Here is a 22,923-nt window from a genome sequence, read left to right on the forward strand (position 1 = left end):
CAAGAAACTTATGATTAAAAAATTAATGTTATTATTAACATGTTTGCTGGTTGGCACAAACATAATAATAGCGCAAACCTCCAAAGTAACGGGCGTAGTAATCTCTGAAGAGGATAATTTACCGGTCGTTGGTGCCTCCGTTTCAATTATTGGTACTGATATGGGGACCATTACTGATATAGACGGCAACTTCACTTTATCAAACATTCCAAGTTCTGCACATAAAATACGAATATCATTCATCGGTTTGGCAACATACGAAGGCGAAATCAAACCCAACATGAAGGTTATCCTAAAATCGGATTCACAATTGGTTGATGAAGTTGTAGTTATCGGATACGGTACGGGCAAAAAATTAGGTTCGGTAGTAGGTTCAGTTTCTACGGTCAATAACAAAGTATTAGAAGCAAAACCAACTATGAATTTTGCAGATGCACTCCAGGGACAAGTTGCCGGTATGCAGGTATTCACTTCTTCGGGAGAACCTACAGCCACTTCTTCGATGCGAGTGCGTGGATACACCTCCCTCAATGCAGGAACCTCACCTTTATATATATTAGACGGCGCACCGGTTTCAAATGACGTTTTCACTTCTCTCAATCCAAATGATATAGAAAATGTGACGGTATTGAAAGACGCCTCTTCAACCTCTATCTACGGTGCACGTGCTGCCAATGGGGTTGTTTATATTACAACCAAGAAAGGGAAAATGAGTGAAAAGGCAAATATTACGATTCGCGGACAATACGGAATCTCCCAATTACCAGATTTCAAAAAGGACATGATGAATGCACAGGAATTTATTCAGTTTAAATTAATGTGTGACCCTTCTTTAGCTAATAATGCACAGTTTCAGGCCGATAAAGCCAAGATAGAAAAATATGGTTTAAGTATGGATTGGGCCGACTATGTATTGAGAGATAACACTCCTACTTATTCTATAGATGCGAACATAAGCGGTGCCTCAGGTTCTACAAATTATTATGTAAGCGCAGGTCATTTTGATCAGGAAGGAACCTCATTCCAATCGGGCATGACTCGCGAGAACTTCAGGGTTAATCTCAACACTAAATTGAAAGACTGGTTAAAGTTTGGAGTAAACTCCGCCATTTCCTATCAGGATTATGTAACCACTCTGGGTATCAGGGACAATAATGAAGGCGCCTGGGTTAATTCACCTCTTATATTAGCACGCACAGGCCGCCCTATCGATTTTCCTTATGAAATCATAGAGAACGAAAATGGAACATGGTCACGCGGAGAAGATTTACTATACTTACCAGGAACAGGATATACTAACCCAATGATGATTTTCCGGAATTCATCTATCAAGAATGAACGAATTTTAGGCAACCTAAACACATTCATTGAATTAACTCCGCTAAAAGGACTGACCATAAAAGGAGCACAAGCTTTTGAAGGATATATATATAAATACAGAGGAGTAAACTACCCCTGGGAAGATAATGAATTCAACGGAAATGTCTCTGAGCAGTTTCAAAGAGCAAGCAACTGGACTTTCACCAACACAGTTGAATACAAACATACATTTGCAAAGAAACATTTCATGACACTTTTAGCCGGACAAGAATCAATCATACACAATGCAGATGGCTTCTCTGCTTCTGGTAAAGGTATTGAAGATAAACGGTTAACCCAATTATCCGCCATTTCAGCTTCATCGGCAAAAGTTGACGGTGCACGTTCCGAGTATGTATTCAATTCCTACTTTTTCCGTGGAGAATATAACTATGACGAAAGATACTATCTGGACGCTTCATTCCGTAGAGATGGCTCTTCACGTTTCAGTAAAGACCATCGTTGGGCTTCTTTCTTCTCTGTTGGAGCCATGTATAATATCAAAAATGAGGTTTTCCTTAAAGACACAAAATGGTTGAATGATTTACGACTAAAAGTCAGTTATGGAACCACAGGTAATTCAGAAATAGGGAACTATGCTTCTTTAGGTATGGTAGCTGGTAGCGGCAAATATAACTATAATAATCAAAGTGGCTGGGTCATTGGCACAGTTGGTAACTCCGATTTAACATGGGAAACTTTGAAAAACTTTTCAACCGGTATATCTACCCGGGTATTCGATCGTTTGGATTTCAGTATTGAATACTATCGAAAGAAAACGGTTGATATGCTAATGGACGTACCCTTCTCACTCACTACCGGACATTCCACCGGTATGGGAAATGTAGGTACTCTCTTGAATACCGGAGTTGACCTGAATATGAATCTTGACCTTTTGAACACCAACAACTTCAGATGGAGCGTATATGCCAATTTCAACTATAATAAAACCAAAATAGAATCTCTGTTCAATGGGTTGGACGAACTGGCGTTTCCACAATATGGTTTGAAATATCAAGTAGGGCATGACCCCAATGAATATTACTCAGTGCTATGTGCCGGAGTAGATCCCAGAGACGGTTCGCTCATGTACTACGACTTAAATGGTAATAAAACCAAGACATTCACCATGGACAACATGCAATTTACCGGAAAGAAAATGTTTGCTCCTTGCAGTGGTGGTTTCGGAACATCTTTGGGCTGGAAAGGAATAACCATGATGATAGATTTTTCATGGATAGGTGAAAGATACCTCATTAACAACGATCGGTTCTTTACAGAAAATCCAACCAATTCAAATATGGTTAACATGAATAAACGTATGCTCAGCATGTGGCAAAAACCTGGTGACATCACTGATGTACCGCGCTATGGCACTGCAAGCGAAAACTTACTTCGTACCAATTACTTTTTAGAGAATGCAGCGTTTGTCCGTTTAAAGAACCTGACTATAGCTTATGAATTACCTAAAAACATATTGAAGAAAACCAAAATCATAGAGGGAATCAGAGTGTTTGCTACCGGACGTAATCTACTCACATTCACTCAATTCTCTGGTATAGATCCGGAAATTGATTCGAATCTGGCATTAGGAGACTATCCCAACTCAAGGCAATACACAATAGGACTGGAAGTTAAATTTTAAAGAACTACAAATATATGAAAACATTAAAGTCAATTATATTAACCTCTATCTTAACACTGACACTGGTATCCTGTGATATGGACAAGTATCCTTATGACAAGATTCCCTTAGATAGTGCCGCCAAGTCATTTGCTGATTGCCAGAAATTGCGCACAGGGATGTACCGCGACTTACGGATCATCGGAGTTTCAGTCAATGCACTGGCATCTGAAATACAAGCGGATGGTTTTATTCCGCTCTCTTACTTTGGCAATCAACTCGGAGCCATTTATCGTTGGGAAGCAAACGCCTCAGAAAGTACTTTTTCTACTGTATGGAGTAATTGCTACGTCACTATTGCCCAATGTAATTTACTCATTAAAAGTATAGAAAAACTTCAGGAGGAAGATATATTTGAAGTAAGTGAGCAACCAATAATAAAAAACTACCTCGGAGAAGCATATCTGATCCGTGCTATTGCTTACTCTCAATTAGCTGAAAAATTCTGTGCAGCTTATGACCCGGCTACTGCAGGAAACCAATATGGTATCCCCTTGGTAGACGAATATGCTCCAACATCCGATAACACTAAATATCCTTCACGTGCTACTTTAGCTGCAACCTATAGTTTTATCAAAGAAGATATCAGATTGGCTAAAGAAAACCTAAGTGCTAAAGGAGCACAATCATCAGAATACCTGACAGTAGATGCCCTAAGCGCATTCGAAGCACGAATAGCCTTACTAACCAAAGACTATGATACCGCTATTGAAAGCTCCGAAAGCTTACTTAAAAGTGCACGATATCCACTCATTAATAATGAAGCGAAACTTAAAGAGATGTGGAAAAATGATATTACTACGGAAGTAATCTGCCAACTATCCTGTTCTAAACAAGAATTGGCTCCTACCATTGGAAACTACTTCTTGGACGACATCAACGATAAACCGGTTTTCCTACCCTCTAAAGATATCATCAACTCGTTCAGAGAGAAAGATATACGCATCAACTGTTATTTTGCTTTCAAAGACATAGCCTTCTCAACCAATCAAAAGCAGAGATTAATAGTATTCACTAAATATCCCGGAAATCCGGAAATGTATGAAGGGACTAACAACTATGTGAATAAGCCCAAGATTTTCCGTATTGCAGAACAATATCTTATTACAGCCGAGGCCTATTACCTAAGAGGAGAAGCGGGTGACGAATCAATGGCCTATGATATATTATTTGAGTTAATGTCAGCTCGTGACGCCTCCATCCAATATGCACCGGTGACAGGATTGACCCTCAAAAATCTAATCCGTGCCGAACGAGAACGTGAGTTATTCGGCGAAGGATTCCGTCTTGTTGATTTAAAACGATACGGTGAAGAGTTCAGACGCCAAACACCTCAGTCGGTACAACTATCCTATGAACTGGCTCTAGATCTGAATATAAAAACGGATAACATACGTTGGGTATGGCCTATCCCTAAAGCGGAGATAGATGCTAATCCTCAAATTAAGAACCAACAAAACCCAGGTTACTAATCTCAATACATAAAATGAAACTGTTATGAATTATTTCAAATTACTAACCATATTCCTTTTATCATTTACTATGATTGCTTGTAGTAATGATGAAAACTTTAATACCCAAGAGGCTACCGTTGAATTTCAATCGGCTGAAATTGAGGTAAAAGAGCTTACCTCTATCCTTAATCTACCCATCGTAGTAAAAGGAGAACGTAACGGACTCATAAAAGTACACGTTATCCTGAAAGAAAACAATAGCGGCTTTGAAAGTGAAAAAGCAATTCTCATAACGGAAGACCACCTATCCATTCCGATGCGGACAGAATCAGTAAATGTGGAAACCCTTCTTTCAATAGCCAACGAGCAAATAGTGCAGAATCGCTCTTTTTCAATAGCGATTGCAGATGTAGAAGGGGCAACTGCTGGTTCAATAAATACGTGCAAAATTAATATAGTAGAAAACAGTCCTATAGAAGGAAAATACTCGATGGAAGGAAAAAGCCAGCTTCCGACTCCAACCGGAGTGACAGGGTATGCATGTACTCTTACTTCTGTAGACAACACTTTCCAACAGATATATTTAGACTTTGGACACGGTGGAGCTGCTATTGCAGATGTAGAAGAAACAGGAAATGAAGGAGAGTATAAATTGACTATAACCGCCAGCCAACCGGTAGGAATGTATAGTAATAACAGAGTCGAACTCACTCACAAACAGATATCAGGTGGTATGTGGGTTAAAACATCCGACCCTATAACAGGTATTTACAAAGACAAGGTAATCAGCTTTGAAGTTGGTCATGCTCTCGGTTTAGAAATTCCGGCTTTAAACAGTTGGTTAGGTCTTGTAGGCAGTTACACTGATGACAATGGAAAATCGGTTCCATTAAAGTTCATTAAACAATAAATAGATTACTCACAATTTAAAAAACATGCGCTTATGAAAAGATTATTACTTTTGTTGGCATTGCAATCAACAGCACTGGTGGCAATGGCCGAGGAGCCGGCAAAGCACCTCTTCTATGAAGACTTTGCAGCTGAAGAGAATTTCACCAATAATTGGGTGGTACTTGATAATAATAATGATAAATCAACCTGGCTGAATGACAGAGATAGTGAACCCGACGCAGATGGCGGAAAAGGAATAGCAAGGTATCAGTATAACAGCAAAAATGCAGCAGATGATTATCTTACTACAAAAAATCCTGTTACCCTGAAGGCCGGAGCTAATTGTATTTCTTTTTACTATCGCACATCATCGTCAACTAATTATCCTGAAAGGTTTGAAGTACTCTATGGAAAATCAAGCGACGTTACCACAATGACAGTCATAGCGTCTTTGATAGACAAAAAAACCAAGGAATGGGTTGCCAGTATCAACGACTTTGAAGTAGCAGAAACCGGAGATTATTACTTCTCTTTTCATGCTATATCAGAAAAAAATAAAGGAAGTATCTACATAGATAATATAGCTATTGATGAAGGCAGCTTTAATGGAGTGCCGGATATTGCTTTGGAAAATCTGATACTTCCTCCTTCCGATTGTACATTGGGAAGTAGCCCTATCAAAGTAACTGTCAAAAACTTAGGAACAGGACCGATCAACGGTTTCAGCCTATATTATGAATTGGAAGATGAAGATATCAAAGTGACACAAGATTTCACAGAGGTAATAGCTCCAGATGCTTCATTGGATGTTACTTTTGCCACACCTGTTGATTTTTCATCTGTAGATCAAGGATACAATATAAAAGTAGTAGCTCAGTGCACAGGTCAAACGAATTTTGCCAATGATACGGTAGCGGGTCGTGTTATTAATCTATCACCTGCCCTATTACCGTTTGAATCCAACTTCGAGAAAGCCATTGATCTTCTAAACTGGAATCCTATAACCCCTAACGGTTGGATTTATAAGTCCGGAGCTTATAAAGCAGAAGTACCTTCTTCTTTATTATCCAGATGTATTCATATGGAACCGGGTAACTATCGCCTCAGCTTCAATTACAGTGCAGGAAGTGAACTGCTTATCGGAGGTATAAAATATGACCTGTTTAACATTACATTTGGAAAAAGTGGAAGTGATATAACTAACTGGAACGAATTAGGGAAATTCAAAGAATTTACTAATTATACTACAGTTAAGAAAGAGATAACATTTACTGTAACCGAAGAAGGTAACTATGGTATCAGCTTCAACGCAACCGAACTGTCTTATCTTGAAATATTCAGTATCAGCGTAAGTAAGATTTTGGAACATGATATTAAGGTAGAATCAATCACCAGCGAAGAGAAATATCCAAGAATGATTCCTCAATTCCACATCAAAAACACGGCACAGAAGTTTGAAGTAACTGTTGCAAACTATGGACAACAAGTTGAAAACAACATCAAACTGAACGTGAAAGCTTATGATGATGTTTTAGCAACTACCACCATCCCGACCTTGGCTGTAGGAGAAACAAAGAAGGAAACCTTCAATTTTAATCTGGACAATATAGTAAGCAGTAAAGAACAAGTACCTGCTTTCTCTGTCGAAGCTAGCATTACTCAGGATGACGACCTTACAAATAATACAGCTCAGCTTACAACGATTGTAACCGATTCTATTTATGCCTGGGATAACCCAACCGATTTCAAATTTGGTGTAGGTAGTGGTAGTGGTCCCGTTGCATTTGGTGCAGCATTCACTATACTGAAAGAGGACGTATTGACCTCACTCAGCCTTGGTTTCATGCTTAAAGAAGAACAAGCCAACGATAAAATCACCCTGAACGTATATAAAATAAACACTAATAATAACTCAGAGATAGGAGCAACGATGGTTACCAAATCTGTACTCAGAGGTAAAGGTGGAGAAGAAATCGTTTACAAACTCCCTGAAACAAATCTTGCTCCCGGCAAATATATGTTTGAGGTAAAACAAGAAAGTGCAGTGAACATGGGATTAGTATGTGACCAATCAAAAGATGGATTAATTGCAGCATCCAAAAATGGATTCATGAGTGAACTACCGGGTTATGGTGCTCCTTATATCCGTCCAAACTTTGGAAAGAACGCTCCTACAGGTATTAAAAATAATACTACCATTAAAGCAGAGTTGTCACTTTATCCCAACCCAGCAAGTGAGCAGATCAATATCAAGACCAATGGAAGTCAGATTAAGAATATTGCAATTCATAATCTACTCGGACAAACTGTACTTACTGCTACAGGTAATGAAACATCAGAACAGAGTATGAATATCAACACACTTAGTTCAGGAACTTATCTGGTTGTAATCGCTACCGATGCAAAAACAGAAACAGTCAAACTGATCGTAAAGTAGGAATATTCTATAAATAAAAAAGCCAACCAGTCTCAGTGACTGGTTGGCTTTTTTATTTCTTTGAAATTCTATCGAATATATACTTAAAAGTAGAAGGAAATTTTTAATACCACTGTATATTACTCTGCGTCTGACTTCTTTGCTCCCACTTTAAATCCTGCAAAATACTTGCATTAGCACTAATCTTAAAGTTATAGTATTTCCAACGTCCGAAAGGAGAGAGACTTGCTGACATATTGAAACAGTGTAAGTCGCGAGAAATAGTCATTGACGTCTGAGTTACTTCTTTCGCCTGAAAATCGTAACCGGTACTAAAAGACACCTGCCAGTTATTTGAAAGCTTGATATTACCAGAGGCATTAATATTGTGCGTATAAGAAAACGGATAGCGCATTGAATGTACATTAATAGGTTTGCTCTGATCTTCACGAATATTAAATGAATAGTTCACACTCAAAGACCATGGCATCTTGAACACCTGATAACCATCAGCGTCCGCCTGTGCTTTCTCCACCTTTTTTGTGGTTCCGGTATCATTTCCAGCATCCATATCTTCGCTATCTTCCCCATTCTGATCCTTGTCTTTATCCTTCTGATCCTTGTCGTCTTTAGGACCAAACCACTTCTTCCAGGTTTCATTATTGAAGGTATAATTAAATGAAGATCCCCAACCGGAAAAACGTCCGAAACGTCCGTAAGACCATTCTGTACGGTCACCAGTCACAACCCTACCATCTTTATCAAACGTATAGGCATATGTAGCAAATGTAGAATTCAGATTGAAAGTATAGTTTTTCGTCAGTTTTAAGCGTAGACGCAAAGTAAGATCACTCCACGGCCTCTTCTCAGCAGCCATATTATAAGAAATATAACCTCCTAATTCATCAATCAGACTTATCTTTTTAATAGAGTCATTCCGGTCTTTAAACTTCATCTCTATATTGTTCGACAAATCAAAAGTCACTGTCCCCTGTTTCTCACGTGGTGCCGTACCGAACTGCTGACTGGTATAAGGAGAAAAATACGACATATTTCCATTGGCATCTTCATGTTCCTGCCAATACTTCCCAAACCCCGGTGCACCGCTCACACTTACCTGCGGAGTAACAACATGACGAATCTGTATCTCTTTCTTCTTCATAAAAATAGGCTTATACATACCATAAAGTTTGGTACTCAACCCCAAAGAGAAATTATAATTGGACACGCGGTTAAAACCATAAATAGTATCGGTAGCTACCCACTGACGCTTTTCTTCATCGTAATAATTATCAGTCTTGTGAGTATACCAACGTTCTGTATAATTGAATGACGGGGTCAGATTGAAATATTTGAAAAGGGTAAATGTAGCACTTACTGGTATGGTGTGCTGCATAGCATTTTTCCAATCCTTTATCAGATTTGATTTAAACAACCGATCATCTTTAGTTGTGATAGAATTTGTCAAACGACCGGTATATTGGAATGAAATTTTTTCATACCAACGCTCTGCACCTACTGCTTTTTTTCTCTTGAATGGGAAACGACGAGTCAATGAAATATTAAGATCAGGCAATGTCACTGCAATAGAAGAATCTCTCATAGTCTGCGAGATATTAGTAGTCCCCGACAATGTCAGACCAATATCTGGAAATGTACGTGAGTAACTGATACTTGATGTCTTCGTATTTTGAGTCAGCAACTGAGAATTGTATAAGTTACCAATGTTGGTACGCTCATAACTACTAGTTGAAAAATTTACACTCGCCGAGAAAGTAGCATTAGGGTTTGCTTTAGGATCCTGTCGGTGACTCCATACAATCTTAAAGTCTTTTGATACCGAATAGTCCGGCATATTCTTATCTCCCGTCTTTGTCACTTGATAATCGGCCATCAAAGAACCGGAAAACTTATAACGCTTGTTGTAATTCGTCTCCAACCCTAACCTCCACGAACCTTTCGTAAAGATATCACCTGTTAATTTCAAATCCATCAAATCACTGATAGCAAAGTAATATCCTCCATCCGATAGACCAAATCCACGGGCAGAATCATCAAGAACAGTAGGCATAATAAACCCAGAAGAATAACTACTGGAAAAGGGAAAGAAGAAAAAGGGTACAGCCAATGGTAACGGTACATCTTCCACCACCAGATAAGCAGGCCCCGTTACCACATTCTTTTTCGGACGGACTTTAGCTTTTGTTAGTTGAAGATAAAAGTGAGGATGATCATGATGATCACAGGTAGTATACCTACCATTCTGCATAAACAGTTCATCATCAGCGCCTTTCTTTGCATTATTACCGGTTACATATCCTTCACCCTGCTGACTGACAACGTTATTAATATATCCTTTTTTACTCTTAAAGTTGTAACGGATAGCCTCCGTATCATAAGAAGTATCACCGTCTTTAAAAACAGGCTTTCCGGTTTCTACTCCCAGTGAATCTTTCACACCACGAGCATACACCGTACTACTGTCCATATTCATGGTGATAATTTGTGCTCCCAACTCTACCTTCTGATAGTTTACCTTCCCATCTCCATAAAGATGAGCATATCCTCCTTCTTCAAAAACAATGGAATCGTTTGCAGAATAAATCACCGGAGCATCCAGTGGCTGTTTCTTAATGGGTTTAGCAACAACAGAATCTGTTCTGACCGAGTCAGTCGTCAAAGAATCTGCATTCAGAGCTGCCGGAGGGTTAAATGTCTCTACACCTCCTTCTACTCCCCTGTTTCGGCGACGTTGAGACATGGCCTCATCAGGAAGCACCAGTAAGACAAACAGTAGTATAAATGATATTAATGTATTTGCTTTCAATGGCGTCATTAACTAATAGTTTACGCTTGAAGGGGCAAAAGTACACAATCTTCATCAATTATACATCGGAATCTCTCTTTTTAATTATTTTTTAGTGCTACAAGAATAGCTCACACCAGCGATTGAAACGGCTCAATCCCTCCTCTCCATACTTCGCAATGCTTTTCCGGGCACCTTCTACCGTTTTTTCTCTGTCAAGATGGGTCTTTGAGTAGAATTTATCCGCAAAACATATTACCTGTTCTTCCATACTCACAGGAAGCATTTCGCGATGAGGAATCGGAAGCTGCTGACGAAGAATTTCCTTCAATGAAAGCCCGGCACCCGTATGTCTTTCACATACCAAAGCATGCAACGGAAAACCTTCTTTACACATTAAATCCGCTCCCAGATAGCCATGGCAGATGTAAGGTTCTGTACCAAAACAATAAATAGGAGCAGCATCCGTCAGAAAGATACCAAGATCATGAAGCATGCCTGCTTCATAAAGAAATGTTTCATCAAGATTTAACTCCGGATGCCGCGCAGCTATCCACAGTGCTTTGTCGGCCACCGACTGGCTGTGTACTAATAAAATATGTTTCAATTCATTATCCTGTGGATAGTATTTATCAATTATATCAATCGGATTCATAACTTCACCTATTATAACTTGTAATAATCAATACAAATGGATATTTTTGTGCAATATTACTAAAAAATACCGAGATGCACCGAAAAATAATCTTCATTCTCACCAGCCTGTTTATTGGCATTAGCACCCTCTTTGCAGAAGGCACTCTCGCTACCGGAGCAGAACGTACCGAAGAATACCTACCACTGCTGAAAGGAAAACGGGTAGGAATGGTAGTCAACCACACCTCCATTGTTGGTGAAGAACAAACCTGCCTGCTCGATACCCTTTTACAACTAAACATTAATGTAGTGAAAGTGTTCGCCCCAGAACACGGCTTTCGTGGTAATGCAGACGCAGGTGAAACGATAAAAGACGGAAAAGACAGTCGGACGGGAATTCCCCTCATCTCACTCTATGGGAATAATAAAAAGCCTACCATGCAACAATTGCAGGATATAGATATTATTATATTCGATATACAAGATGTGGGAGCACGATTCTATACCTATATCAGTACAATGTTTTATGTAATGGAGGCTTGCGCTGAGAATGGGAAAGAGATGATTGTACTCGATCGGCCCAACCCTTGCGACTATATAGATGGGCCCATTCTTCGTCCTGCTTTCCGTAGTTTTGTAGGTATATTGCCTATCCCTATACTCCACGGTTGCACCATTGGCGAACTGGCGCTCATGATAAATGGTGAAGGGTGGATAAACAAAACCCCGGATGCCTGCCGGTTGACAGTCATTCCCATGACGGGCTGGGAACACGGCCAACCTTATTCTCTTCCTATTAAGCCCTCGCCTAATCTGCCTAATGACCAGGCTATACGGTTATACGCTTCTCTCTGTCCGTTTGAAGCAACCCGTATCAGTGTGGGGCGGGGTACAACCTTCCCATTTCAGGTGCTCGGTGCACCGGATAAAAAGTATGGTGACTTTACATTCACTCCGCATTCGCTACCCGGTTTTGACAAGAATCCCATGCACAAAGACCAACTGTGTTATGGAGAAGATTTAAGAAGAGTTGCCAATATAGATGGATTCACTCTGCGTTACTTCCTGCGCTTTTACTGGAAATCGAATGCCGGGAGCGCTTTCTTCGACCGGGCACGCTGGTTCGACCTTCTAATGGGTACAGATACTGTACGTAAAGAGATTTTAGCAGGAAAAAGTGAAACGGAAATACGGGCAGGATGGAAGACGGAACTACAAAAGTACAAAGAAATGCGGGAAAAGTATCTACTATATTGATTCGGAACACGAATGTTTCATCTTGTTTCAATCCTTTGAGAAAATATTCTCAACGTGTTGAAACAAAATTCTCACCGTATTGAGAAATCTTTCTCAATAGGTTGAAACAAAATTCTCAACCTAATGAAACAAAACGAAACCTTAAAGGACAGCATATACTCCCTCCCATCAAACAATTTAATAAACAACAATTATAGACACATAACAATATGGAAACAATTCAAATACAATACTATCAATCCATATGCGGGAAGTTAATACTTGGATCTTTTGAAGAGAAGCTCTGCATGTGCGATTGGATGAATGAGGAACGTAGAGCAGTAATTGACAAACGGCTACAGAACACACTACATGCTAAATATGAAATAGGAAATTCTGAAATAATAACGGAAGCAATGGCGCAGTTAGATGAATATTTCTCTCGAAAAAGAACTACATTTGATATTCCATTAGCCTTTATCGGAACAGACTTTCAAAAAGCCGTATGGAATGAATTACTTAATATTCCTTACGGAACAACCATATCTTACGCAAAACTATCGCAAAGATTAAACAATCCTAAGGCCATCCGTGCAGTAGCAGCAGCCAATGGTACAAATCCCATTTCCATATTTGTCCCTTGCCACCGTGTTATTGGCAGCAATCACAAATTAACCGGATATGGTGGTGGGCTCGCAGCCAAAAAGATATTATTAGAATTAGAAGCAGGCATAAAATACCTACTGTAAGAATCACTATCCATTGCCCATGTAGACAATATCGCAATACTTTCAGGTAGATTTCGTATAATACTTTTTCTCACATCAGCCCAAGCGGACTCTCTAACAATTAAAATGTTTTGTCTGCAGCAAATGCTGCTCCAGGATACACCTAAAATTGGTAACGTCATTTATTAAATGATAAAACGTATATCTGCTTTTCCGAATTATCATTAAAGGCTTCTTCTTCAAAACTTCCAAACTTGTGAAGAACATTAAATCCAGCGCATTCCAGATATGAATCTAATTCTTGAGGAAAAAACAATCTCATATCCATATTTTGGATTGAATGAAACTCACCATTTATAAAATAATGCCATTCGATACGATTTATTTGGGTTGCGCTTTCATAATGCATTATTTGTTTTATCAATACTTTTCTTCCATCGCTGGTTGTGTATTCAGCAACTACTTTTTGTTCTTTTTCGCCTTCAACAATATATTGAATATTAGGGTTAAAGCAATCAAGCAAAAATAAGCCCCCTTCTTTGAGATGACTCTCAACCCTCTTTAACGCCTTAAATAAATCTTCATTTCTATATAAATGATGGATTGAATTGAATGGGATAAAAATAAAATCAAATTTTTCCTGCAAGTTTAATGTTCTAATATCTGCTTCAATGAAATTAATCTCTAATCCTGCTTCAGAAGCTTTTGCCTTTGCCTGTTCAAGCATGGATGAAGTGTAATCAACCCCACAAATATTGTATCCATCCTTTGCTATCGGAAGCGTAAGTCTGCCTGTGCCACAGCAGAGTTCAAGTATCCTCCTATCATCCTTATTTTCCGGCAACCACTTTTTGTAAAATTGCAAATCAGACAGGAAGGTGTTTAATCCATCATAAATATTTGCGTCATAAATCAAATCACCTACCTTATAATCTGCATTCATCTTGTCTCCCATATTATAAACAATTAACTACCAAAAATTTACACTTACTATTCAATCTCTTTCTTTCTCCTTTTCCACAACTGATAACTATTGATAATGTTTTGCCACAAAACATAACTTCCCGGAGCAACGGAAGAAAGAGGGTTCAAATATGTGTGAGCCATCCAAATAGCTAAAATGGTATTCTTTTGCCCCAACGCCTGACCGCCACTAATGCGATCATTATACAAACTACCGAGTGTTTTTCCAAAAAAGAATTGCAGACAGCAAACTACCAAAGCTGCGAGAGCAATCATGATTTCAGTTATCCCATCTGCCGGATCATTAATTAAAGAAGAGAGAGTCTGTGCAGTAACAATAGCAAGAGATACAGCCCAAAGATAGAATGCCAGTTCATGATAATTCAACAACGTACGGTGTACGCGAGGTACAAAACGTTGTAAAAACCATGCAACTAAAAAAGGACAAATCAATAAAGGAAAAACTTTACTCAATATCAACAAAAACGAATCAAAAAAACTAATATCAGCATGCGCCTCAATCAATGGAAACAAAACCGGAACAGCAATAGCAGTACCAATATTACCAATCAATGTATAAGTAGTCAAACTGGCAGCACTCCCACCCAATTTGGAAGTAATAACAGCAGCCGCAGTAGCTGTAGGGCAAATAACACAAACCATTGCTCCTTCTGCTACAATTTTATTAAAACGGAAAAAGAGTAAATAAACAGCAATAGCCCCAAAAATCTGAATCAAAAGTAACCATAAATGTAGAGGCTTCGGCTTTAAATCACGAGGAGACACCTTACAAAAAGTGAGTAGTAACATGGTAAAAATAAGTACCGGAGTCAAGAAAGAAAGAGTGATAAATAATGGATAACCAATGGCCCCCACCAACATGGCAATGGGCAACGTCCAATTCTTCAGGAACTTAAGCATCGCTATATCATTTATAATTTCAAAACACAAAGTAACAACGAATCATGGAAATAAACCCATGAAATATGGAAAAAAATACAAAACTTAATATTGAATAGTAAGTTTTCAGCAAAATTCTGCTACATTTGCATCGTCATTCCAATAAAATGAGACGTCATAGATACTACATATTATATACATTCATTTGCCTTTGGCTACTTAGCTCCCCGCTTTGTATCAGTAATTCATGGGCAAAAGACTTTGTTGTCGTAATTGACGCCGGGCATGGCGGGCATGATCCTGGAGCCGTAGGTAAGATTTCTAAAGAAAAGAATATCAACCTGAACGTTGCATTAAAGCTGGGAAACATGATCAAAAAGAACTGTGATGACGTGAAAGTAATCTTTACCCGCACTAAAGATGTATTTATCCCACTGAATCGTCGTGCAGAAATAGCTAATAATGCCAAAGCCGACCTGTTTATTTCCATACATACCAATGCATTAGCCAATAATCGCACCGCTAAAGGCGCATCAACCTGGACGCTCGGTCTTGCCAAATCGGACGCTAACCTCGCTGTTGCACAACGTGAGAATTCAGTAATCCTTTACGAAAGTGATTATAAAACCCGTTATGCCGGCTTTAACCCCAACTCGGCTGAGTCGTATATCATCTTTGAATTTATGCAGGATAAATATATGGAGCAAAGTGTACATTTGGCTTCCCTGATACAAAAACAATTCCGCCATACCTGCAAGCGTGTAGATCGCGGAGTACACCAAGCCGGATTTCTTGTACTAAAAGCAAGCGCTATGCCAAGTATTCTGGTAGAACTGGGTTTTATTTCAACTCCTGAAGAAGAGCGCTATCTCAACTCCGAAGAAGGAACCGGTACATTAGCTAAAGGAATCTATCGTGCTTTTCTTACTTATAAAAAAGAACATGAGATTCGTCTGACAGGTGTCAGCCGTACCATCATCCCTGATGATGAAGAGATGTCTGAGAACGAACTGGCAGCCCAACAGCCTAAAGAAGAAAAACCAGACAGTGCACCAGACCAAACGGAGTTGGTAGCACAAGCCAAACCACAGCAACGTCCTATCACAGTAGAAAGTGCAACAAATAGTGGAGAAATAACGTTTAAAATACAGATACTAACTTCGTCAAGTCCGCTGACCAAAAACGATAAACGTTTAAAGGGATTGAAAGACGTAGATTATTATAAAGAAAAAGGATTGTATAAGTACACTTATGGAGCCTCAACCGATTATAATAAAGTATTAAGAAATAAACGTGCTATTACAGATAAGTTTAAGGATGCTTTTATTATAGCTTTCCGGGATGGAGAAAAAATGAATATTAACGCAGCAATTGCAGAGTTTAAAAAGAAACGAAATAAATAGAGAACAGAAATGAAATACATTACAAAAGAAGTCAGAATAGGAATAGCGGGAATCATTGCCCTGTGTATACTCGTTTACGGTATCAACTATCTGAAGGGAATCAATATGTTCAAACCTTCAAGTTATTTCTATGTAAAATTTCAGAATGTAAACGGATTGGCTAAATCAAGCCCCGTTTTCGCTGATGGAGTACGCGTCGGTATTGTACGTGACATTTATTATGATTATAACCAAGCTGAAAATGTAATAGTAGAAGTAGAATTGGATACAGAGCTCCGCATCCCTAAAGGAAGTTCTGCCGAATTGGTATCCGAATTGATGGGAGGAGTAAGAATGAATATCCTTCTGGCAAACAATCCCCGGGAAAAATATGCAGTAGGAGACACTATTCCAGGTAAATTGAACAACGGTATGATGGAAAGCGTAGCTGCACTCATGCCGCAGATAGAACAAATGTTGCCGAAACTGGATTCCATTATGATCTCTTTAAATAACATTCTGAATAATCAGAGCATTCCCGCTACACTACACTCTGTAGAAAAGACTGCTGCTAATCTTGAAGTAGCAAGTGGACAACTAAAGGTATTAATGGGACGTGATATTCCACAGCTAACAGGTAAACTAAATACAATCGGAGATAACTTTATTACTATTAGTGGAAACCTGAAGGAAATTGATTATGCTGCTACGTTCAAAGAAATTGAACAAACACTGGCCAACGTAAAAATGGTTACAGAAAAGCTAAACAGCAAAGACAATACAGTAGGATTGTTACTAAACGATCCACAACTTTATAACAATCTGAATGCAACAACTGCTAATGCTGCAAGCCTACTTGAGGACTTAAAAGAACACCCCAAACGGTATGTGCACTTCTCTTTATTCGGAAAGAAAGATAAGTAAGAAATTAGCGTTATATAGATTTTATCTAAATAGCGTCGTATTCAATTACAAGTCTTAAAAGCTTTGAAAAGTGCATAGACAGACTGAAAGAAATAAAATATAGAAATGCTTATTTAAATATCTTACTCCTTTGATAATACTATAACACTCTCACAGACAGAATATTATAAAAAAACAATAGTACCAACAATGGGACTATTTTATCGAAGGATCATAAGTATCTGAAAGTAAAGGCATTATTCTTTCAGTGAGAAATACAAGAAAAAATAGATTTGTTTTTCTCAAATAAGATTCCCAATTTTGCAAGCGTAGAAGTTTTGCTTAATTAATAAATGTATTATAGCCATTATGAGTGAATCCAATCATGTCGGGCTGTGGAACCGCTGTCTTGAAATAATTAGAGACAATGTTCCCGAATCGACATATAAAACTTGGTTTGTTCCCATCGTACCATTAAAATATGAGGACAAAACGTTAATCGTACAAGTACCCAGCCAGTTCTTCTATGAATTTCTGGAAGATAAATTTGTGGACTTGTTACGAAAGACTTTATATAAAGTCATAGGCGAAGGAACCAAGTTAATGTATAATGTAATGGTAGACCGGACTTCAATACCGAATAAAACGGTAAATCTTGAAGCCAGCAACCGCTCTATAGCCGTGCCACAAACAAGTGTAATTCGTGGTAGTGGCAATAAAGCACCGAACCTATTACATGCTCCGGCACCACAAGATCTGGACCCACATTTAAACCCCAACTATAATTTCGAAAACTTCATTGAAGGATACAGTAACAAACTGTCGAGAAGTGTTGCTGAAGCCGTAGCTCAAAATCCAGCTGGTACTGCCTTCAACCCCTTGTTCTTACATGGTGCATCAGGGGTAGGAAAAACTCACCTAGCCAATGCCATCGGAACAAGAATAAAAGAACTGTATCCTGGGAAAAGAGTATTGTATGTATCAGCACATCTTTTTCAGGTACAATATACCGACTCTGTTCGTAATAATACTACAAACGATTTCATCAACTTCTACCAGACAATCGACGTACTGATTATTGACGATATTCAAGAATTTGCAGGCGTTACCAAAACGCAGAATACTTTCTTTCATATTTTTAATCACCTGCACCAAAACGGCAAGCAATTGATTCTTACTTCCGACCGGGCACCCGTATTATTACAAGGAATGGAAGAACGCCTTCTTACCCGTTTTAAATGGGGAATGGTGGCTGAACTTGAAAAGCCAACAGTAGAATTACGTAAAAATATTCTGCGTAATAAAATTCATCGTGATGGTTTACAGTTCCCTCCTGAAGTTATTGAATATATTGCAGAGAATGTTAATGAGAGCGTACGCGACCTTGAAGGTATCGTTATTGCTATCATGGCGCGTTCTACTATCTTCAATAAAGAAATAGATCTCGATCTGGCGCAACACATTGTACGTGGCGTTGTTCGTAATGAGGCCAAAAGCATTGGTATTGATGATATCATCAATGTGGTATGCAAACATTTTGGATTAGATACTACTGCCATCCATACTAAATCACGAAAAAGAGAAGTGGTACAAGCTCGTCAGGTAGCAATGTATCTAGCCAAAACACATACAGATTTCTCTACTTCAAAGATTGGCAAGTTTATTGGCAATAAAGATCATGCAACCGTACTCCATGCCTGTAAAACCGTAAAAGGACAGTGCGAAGTGGACAAAAGCTTCCGTTCTGATCTGGAGAATATAGAAGCATTACTAAAAAAGAAAGGAAATTAGATAAAAAGAGAGAGACAGTATCAATTATAAGTATTGTCTCTCTTTTTTATTGTCTACATAAATCCTTGTTGTTTCAATACCTTCAACAGATTCTCAGACATAAACTCATTATCCTTTTTTGTATAACGGACATCTGTAAACACCTGAGCCAACGTTTCTTTCCGGTTTTCTTCTACAAATTGTTTACTTTCAGGCAACGACTCCTTGTAAGCATACAGTTTATCAATATCCTTCTCCGTATAATCATGATAATGTTCCTCATGAATAGCAGCCTCTAAAGGCAACCGGTCTACTTGAGCAGGAATACCATCGGGATAACCTACCGTCACTGTAGTAATCGGGAAAACAAGTTCCGGAAGCTTCAAGGTATCAATAATCATTTGTGGATTATAGGTAGTAGTACCCAAATAGCAAATACCCAATCTTGCTTCTTCTGCCAATGTGCAGAAAGTTTGTGCTACTAGCAATGTATCCATCGCCGCATTCATAAATGACATCAAGTTATTATATCCCGGTATTGCTTTACGCTGTTCGCACCATTTTGTAAAACGGCGAAAATCTGCGCAAAATGTAAGTACTACCGGTGCTCCTTTCACCATTGGTTGATTAAAGTGTGCAGGAGAGAGTTTTTCTTTTATTTCGCTGTCACGTGTGATAACAACGCTATATAACTGCATTCCTCCCATAGTAGAAGCGCGAAAAGAAGCTTCAAGCAAATCATTTAACAAATCAGATGAAATATCTTTTTGTAAGTACTTTCTGATTGTTCTTCTGTTCTTAACGGTCTCAATCATATCTTTTTTCCTGCAAAGATATAAAAAGAATTTTTATTTTGCTATTTACACTAAATAGATTAATTTTCTTTTTGGAAAACTTCAAGCATCGAACAAAACAATCATTTTATTGTTTATCAATAGCTTACCATTTAGAAATGGAAAACTTGCAGCCAGTCAGCAATTTATCTCATTTTTATTTTGATATACCAAAAAACATTCATAGCTTTGCAGCACGTTTGTTAATGATAAGTAAGCTTCTACACATTTTCTTATTTATTAAAGTAATCTAAGACACATACCAACGTGGAAAAACAAATTTATTCTTACGAAGAATCCTTTAAAGAATCTTTACATTATTTCAAAGGAGACGAACTTGCTGCCAGAGTTTGGGTAAACAAATACGCAGTCAAGGATTCTTTCGGAAATATTTACGAGAAATCTCCGGAAGACATGCATTGGAGAATTGCAAATGAAGTGGCACGTATTGAAGCCAAGTACGCAAATGGGCTTAGTGCAGAAGAGTTATTCAATCTGCTCGACCACTTTAAATACATTGTTCCCCAGGGTAGCCCAATGACAGGTATTGGCAATGACTATCAAGTAGCTTCATTATCCAACTGTTTCGTAATTGGAGTAGATGGTGCAGCCGACTCTTATGGTGCCATCATCAAAATTGACGAAGAGCAAGTACAATTAATGAAAAGACGCGGAGGTGTAGGTCATGATCTTTCACATATCCGTCCTAAAGGCTCTCCGGTAAAAAACTCGGCACTGACTTCCACCGGGTTGGTTCCTTTCATGGAACGTTATTCTAACTCCACCCGCGAAGTGGCACAGGACGGACGTCGGGGTGCATTAATGTTGAGCGTATCTATCAAACATCCGGATTCAGAAGCATTCATTGATGCCAAGATGACGGAAGGAAAAGTAACCGGAGCGAATGTTTCCGTAAGACTGGACGATGCATTCATGCAGGCCGCAGTAGAAGAGCAACCTTACATACAGCAGTATCCGATTGATTCGGCCAATCCAACCACCACTAAAGAAATTGACGCTTCTACCTTATGGAAAAAGATAGTGCACAATGCATGGAAATCTGCAGAGCCGGGTGTATTGTTCTGGGATACAATTATTCGTGAGTCTGTACCCGATTGTTATGCAGACTTAGGATACAAAACCATTTCGACCAATCCGTGCGGCGAAATCCCCTTATGCCCTTATGATTCTTGTCGCTTGTTGGCTATCAACCTTTATTCATATGTAGTTAATCCGTTCAAGCCGGATGCTTACTTCGATTTCGATCTGTTCAAGAAACATGTGGCACTTGCACAGCGTATCATGGATGATATTATCGATCTTGAACTTGAAAAGATTGAGCGTATCATGAAGAAGATAGACGAAGATCCTGAAAATGGTGAAGTAAAACGTACCGAACGCGAACTATGGGAAAAGATCTATAAGAAAAGCGGTCAGGGAAGACGTACCGGTGTAGGTATTACAGCTGAAGGTGACATGCTTGCCGCATTGGGTCTGCGATACGGTACTGAAGAAGCTACGGAATTCTCCGAAGAAGTTCACAAGACTGTGGCTCTTTGCGCTTACCGTTCATCAGTAGAAATGGCTAAAGAACGTGGTGCTTTTGAAATATACGATACAGAACGCGAAAAGAATAACCCATTCATCAACCGTTTGCGTGAAGCAGATCCGGAACTGTACGAAGAAATGAAAAAGTATGGACGCCGTAACATAGCTTGCCTCACTATTGCTCCAACCGGAACAACAAGTCTGATGACGCAAACAACTTCGGGTATAGAGCCTGTGTTCTTGCCTGTATACAAACGTCGCAGAAAAGTAAATCCGAACGATACCAATGTCCATGTTGACTTTGTAGACGAAACAGGAGATGCTTTTGAAGAATATATCGTATTCCATCATAAGTTTGTGACCTGGATGGAAGCTAACGGATACGACCCAGCTAAACGTTATTCTCAGGAGGAAGTCGACGAACTGGTAAGCAAATCACCCTATAATAAAGCTACTTCTAACGACGTAGACTGGTTAATGAAGGTAAAGATGCAAGGACGTATCCAGAAATGGGTAGACCACTCCATCAGTGTAACGATTAATCTGCCGAACGATGTAGACGAGGATCTCGTAAACCGTTTGTATGTGGAAGCTTGGAAATCGGGCTGTAAAGGTTGTACAGTATACCGTGACGGATCACGTTCAGGAGTATTGATCTCTGCCAAACCAGAAAAGAAAGAGGGTCTGCCTCCCTGCAAACCACCTACTGTAGTCGAAACCCGCCCATCTGTATTGGAAGCCGACGTAGTACGTTTCCAGAATAATAAAGAGAAATGGGTAGCATTGGTAGGTCTGCTCGATGGACACCCTTATGAAATATTCACCGGTCTGCAGGATGATGATGAAGGTATCTTCATTCCGAAGAGTGTCGTTTGCGGACGTATTATTAAGAATGTAGACGAAAACGGAAACAAACGCTATGATTTCCAGTTCGAGAACAAGCGCGGATATAAGATGACAATCGAAGGTCTGTCCGAGAAGTTTAACAAGGAATACTGGAACTATGCAAAACTGATTTCCGGAGTGCTTCGTTACAGAATGCCAATTGAACAGGTTATCAAACTGGTAGGTTCGCTGCAACTGGATAGTGAAAATATCAATACCTGGAAAAACGGTGTGGAACGTGCATTGAAGAAATATATCCAGGATGGTACGGAAGCCAAAGGCAAGAAGTGCCCGAACTGCGGAAACGAAACACTGGTTTATCAGGAAGGATGCCTGATATGTACGACGTGTGGGGCTTCAAGGTGTGGGTAAATTGATATTCTTTCTTTTGCCTTGATGCAAAAGAAAGAACCAAAGAAAAGATCAAGGCTGCATTTACTTCGCTACAAAACTCCGGTAAAAAGCTAAAGGGGCTCGAACTCGCTTCGCTCAGACAATCGCCCCTTTGACGCTTTTTGCCGGAGTTTTG

The 22,923-nt window shown here is 39.1% G+C and carries 15 protein-coding genes; 10 read left to right on the plus strand and 5 right to left on the minus strand.

From position 1 onward, the window contains the following. Positions 1–25: 25 nt before the first annotated feature. Genes ACESQI_RS08075 through ACESQI_RS08090 form a run of 4 tightly spaced genes read left to right on the plus strand, consistent with a single transcriptional unit; the run spans position 26 to position 7,825 of the window. Positions 26–3,004: a SusC/RagA family TonB-linked outer membrane protein gene (locus tag ACESQI_RS08075; RefSeq protein ID WP_373125723.1), complete on the plus strand. Its 2,979-nt coding sequence runs from the start codon at positions 26–28 to the stop codon at positions 3,002–3,004. 14 nt (positions 3,005–3,018) lie between these two features. Beyond that, a complete protein-coding gene (locus ACESQI_RS08080) occupies positions 3,019–4,515 on the plus strand; it encodes a RagB/SusD family nutrient uptake outer membrane protein (protein ID WP_195660233.1) in 1,497 nt (498 codons plus the stop codon). Between the two features lie 25 nt (positions 4,516–4,540). Further along, on the plus strand, positions 4,541–5,407 hold the full coding sequence (locus ACESQI_RS08085; protein ID WP_007486971.1) for a hypothetical protein: 867 nt from the start codon (positions 4,541–4,543) through the stop codon (positions 5,405–5,407). A 33-nt stretch (positions 5,408–5,440) separates the two neighbouring features. Next, positions 5,441–7,825 carry a choice-of-anchor J domain-containing protein gene (locus ACESQI_RS08090; protein WP_373125726.1) on the plus strand — a complete coding sequence of 795 codons (2,385 nt, stop codon included), beginning with the start codon at positions 5,441–5,443 and terminating at the stop codon, positions 7,823–7,825. A 103-nt stretch (positions 7,826–7,928) separates the two neighbouring features. Here the strand turns inward: ACESQI_RS08090 and ACESQI_RS08095 are convergent, their stop codons facing one another. Both ACESQI_RS08095 and ACESQI_RS08100 read right to left on the minus strand, forming a co-directional pair. Further along, positions 7,929–10,640 carry a putative LPS assembly protein LptD gene (locus ACESQI_RS08095; protein WP_007486968.1) on the minus strand — a complete coding sequence of 904 codons (2,712 nt, stop codon included), beginning with the start codon at positions 10,638–10,640 and terminating at the stop codon, positions 7,929–7,931. Positions 10,641–10,728: 88 nt separating this feature from the next. Further along, positions 10,729–11,265, minus strand: a complete 537-nt coding sequence (locus tag ACESQI_RS08100; protein ID WP_320969403.1) for an HD domain-containing protein — start codon at positions 11,263–11,265, stop codon at positions 10,729–10,731. Positions 11,266–11,339: 74 nt separating this feature from the next. On the opposite strand from ACESQI_RS08100, the gene ACESQI_RS08105 reads away from it, so the two are divergent. Then, the gene (locus ACESQI_RS08105) at positions 11,340–12,503 is read left to right on the plus strand and encodes an exo-beta-N-acetylmuramidase NamZ domain-containing protein (protein WP_122201883.1); all 1,164 of its coding nucleotides are present in this window, start codon (positions 11,340–11,342) and stop codon (positions 12,501–12,503) included. A gap of 209 nt (positions 12,504–12,712) precedes the next feature. After that, positions 12,713–13,231: a methylated-DNA--[protein]-cysteine S-methyltransferase gene (locus ACESQI_RS08110; RefSeq protein WP_002562518.1), complete on the plus strand. Its 519-nt coding sequence runs from the start codon at positions 12,713–12,715 to the stop codon at positions 13,229–13,231. Positions 13,232–13,388: 157 nt separating this feature from the next. Here ACESQI_RS08110 and ACESQI_RS08115 read toward each other — a convergent pair whose 3' ends face one another. Next, complete coding sequence (locus ACESQI_RS08115) at positions 13,389–14,153, minus strand: class I SAM-dependent methyltransferase (RefSeq protein ID WP_044095604.1); 765 nt, start codon at positions 14,151–14,153, stop codon at positions 13,389–13,391. Between the two features lie 47 nt (positions 14,154–14,200). Continuing rightward, a complete protein-coding gene (locus ACESQI_RS08120) occupies positions 14,201–15,094 on the minus strand; it encodes a bile acid:sodium symporter family protein (protein ID WP_195660230.1) in 894 nt (297 codons plus the stop codon). Between the two features lie 146 nt (positions 15,095–15,240). Here ACESQI_RS08120 and ACESQI_RS08125 point away from each other — a divergent pair, with 146 nt between their 5' ends. From ACESQI_RS08125 to dnaA, 3 genes are all read left to right on the plus strand, one after another. Continuing rightward, a complete protein-coding gene (locus ACESQI_RS08125; protein ID WP_025866709.1) occupies positions 15,241–16,476 on the plus strand; it encodes an N-acetylmuramoyl-L-alanine amidase in 1,236 nt (411 codons plus the stop codon). A 9-nt stretch (positions 16,477–16,485) separates the two neighbouring features. Next, positions 16,486–17,379, plus strand: a complete 894-nt coding sequence (locus tag ACESQI_RS08130; RefSeq protein ID WP_195350997.1) for an MlaD family protein — start codon at positions 16,486–16,488, stop codon at positions 17,377–17,379. 348 nt (positions 17,380–17,727) lie between these two features. Continuing rightward, positions 17,728–19,149, plus strand: a complete 1,422-nt coding sequence (gene dnaA, locus ACESQI_RS08135; protein WP_002562523.1) for a chromosomal replication initiator protein DnaA — start codon at positions 17,728–17,730, stop codon at positions 19,147–19,149. 53 nt (positions 19,150–19,202) lie between these two features. On the opposite strand, the gene ACESQI_RS08140 is transcribed toward dnaA, so the two are convergent. Then, positions 19,203–19,943: an NADPH-dependent oxidoreductase gene (locus ACESQI_RS08140; protein WP_002562524.1), complete on the minus strand. Its 741-nt coding sequence runs from the start codon at positions 19,941–19,943 to the stop codon at positions 19,203–19,205. Positions 19,944–20,228: 285 nt separating this feature from the next. On the opposite strand from ACESQI_RS08140, the gene ACESQI_RS08145 reads away from it, so the two are divergent. Then, the gene (locus tag ACESQI_RS08145; RefSeq protein WP_007486959.1) at positions 20,229–22,766 is read left to right on the plus strand and encodes an adenosylcobalamin-dependent ribonucleoside-diphosphate reductase; all 2,538 of its coding nucleotides are present in this window, start codon (positions 20,229–20,231) and stop codon (positions 22,764–22,766) included. Positions 22,767–22,923: the final 157 nt, after the last annotated feature.

Source organism: Bacteroides sp. HPS0048 (assembly GCF_964240755.1).
Classification (GTDB): Bacteria; Bacteroidota; Bacteroidia; order Bacteroidales; family Bacteroidaceae; genus Bacteroides; species Bacteroides nordii.

Bases quoted from the DNA above. Each gene is read 5' to 3' on its own strand.
- ACESQI_RS08085 (WP_007486971.1), top strand. From the start codon at position 4,541: ATGAATTATTTCAAATTACTAACCATATTCCTTTTATCATTTACTATG.
- ACESQI_RS08120 (WP_195660230.1), bottom strand. From the start codon at position 15,094: ATGCTTAAGTTCCTGAAGAATTGGACGTTGCCCATTGCCATGTTGGTG.
- ACESQI_RS08125 (WP_025866709.1), top strand. From the start codon at position 15,241: ATGAGACGTCATAGATACTACATATTATATACATTCATTTGCCTTTGG.
- dnaA (WP_002562523.1), top strand. From the start codon at position 17,728: ATGAGTGAATCCAATCATGTCGGGCTGTGGAACCGCTGTCTTGAAATA.
- ACESQI_RS08140 (WP_002562524.1), bottom strand. From the start codon at position 19,943: ATGATTGAGACCGTTAAGAACAGAAGAACAATCAGAAAGTACTTACAA.
- ACESQI_RS08075 (WP_373125723.1), top strand. From the start codon at position 26: ATGTTATTATTAACATGTTTGCTGGTTGGCACAAACATAATAATAGCG.
- ACESQI_RS08105 (WP_122201883.1), top strand. From the start codon at position 11,340: ATGCACCGAAAAATAATCTTCATTCTCACCAGCCTGTTTATTGGCATT.
- ACESQI_RS08090 (WP_373125726.1), top strand. From the start codon at position 5,441: ATGAAAAGATTATTACTTTTGTTGGCATTGCAATCAACAGCACTGGTG.
- ACESQI_RS08110 (WP_002562518.1), top strand. From the start codon at position 12,713: ATGGAAACAATTCAAATACAATACTATCAATCCATATGCGGGAAGTTA.
- ACESQI_RS08130 (WP_195350997.1), top strand. From the start codon at position 16,486: ATGAAATACATTACAAAAGAAGTCAGAATAGGAATAGCGGGAATCATT.
- ACESQI_RS08095 (WP_007486968.1), bottom strand. From the start codon at position 10,640: ATGACGCCATTGAAAGCAAATACATTAATATCATTTATACTACTGTTT.
- ACESQI_RS08100 (WP_320969403.1), bottom strand. From the start codon at position 11,265: ATGAATCCGATTGATATAATTGATAAATACTATCCACAGGATAATGAA.
- ACESQI_RS08115 (WP_044095604.1), bottom strand. From the start codon at position 14,153: ATGAATGCAGATTATAAGGTAGGTGATTTGATTTATGACGCAAATATT.
- ACESQI_RS08080 (WP_195660233.1), top strand. From the start codon at position 3,019: ATGAAAACATTAAAGTCAATTATATTAACCTCTATCTTAACACTGACA.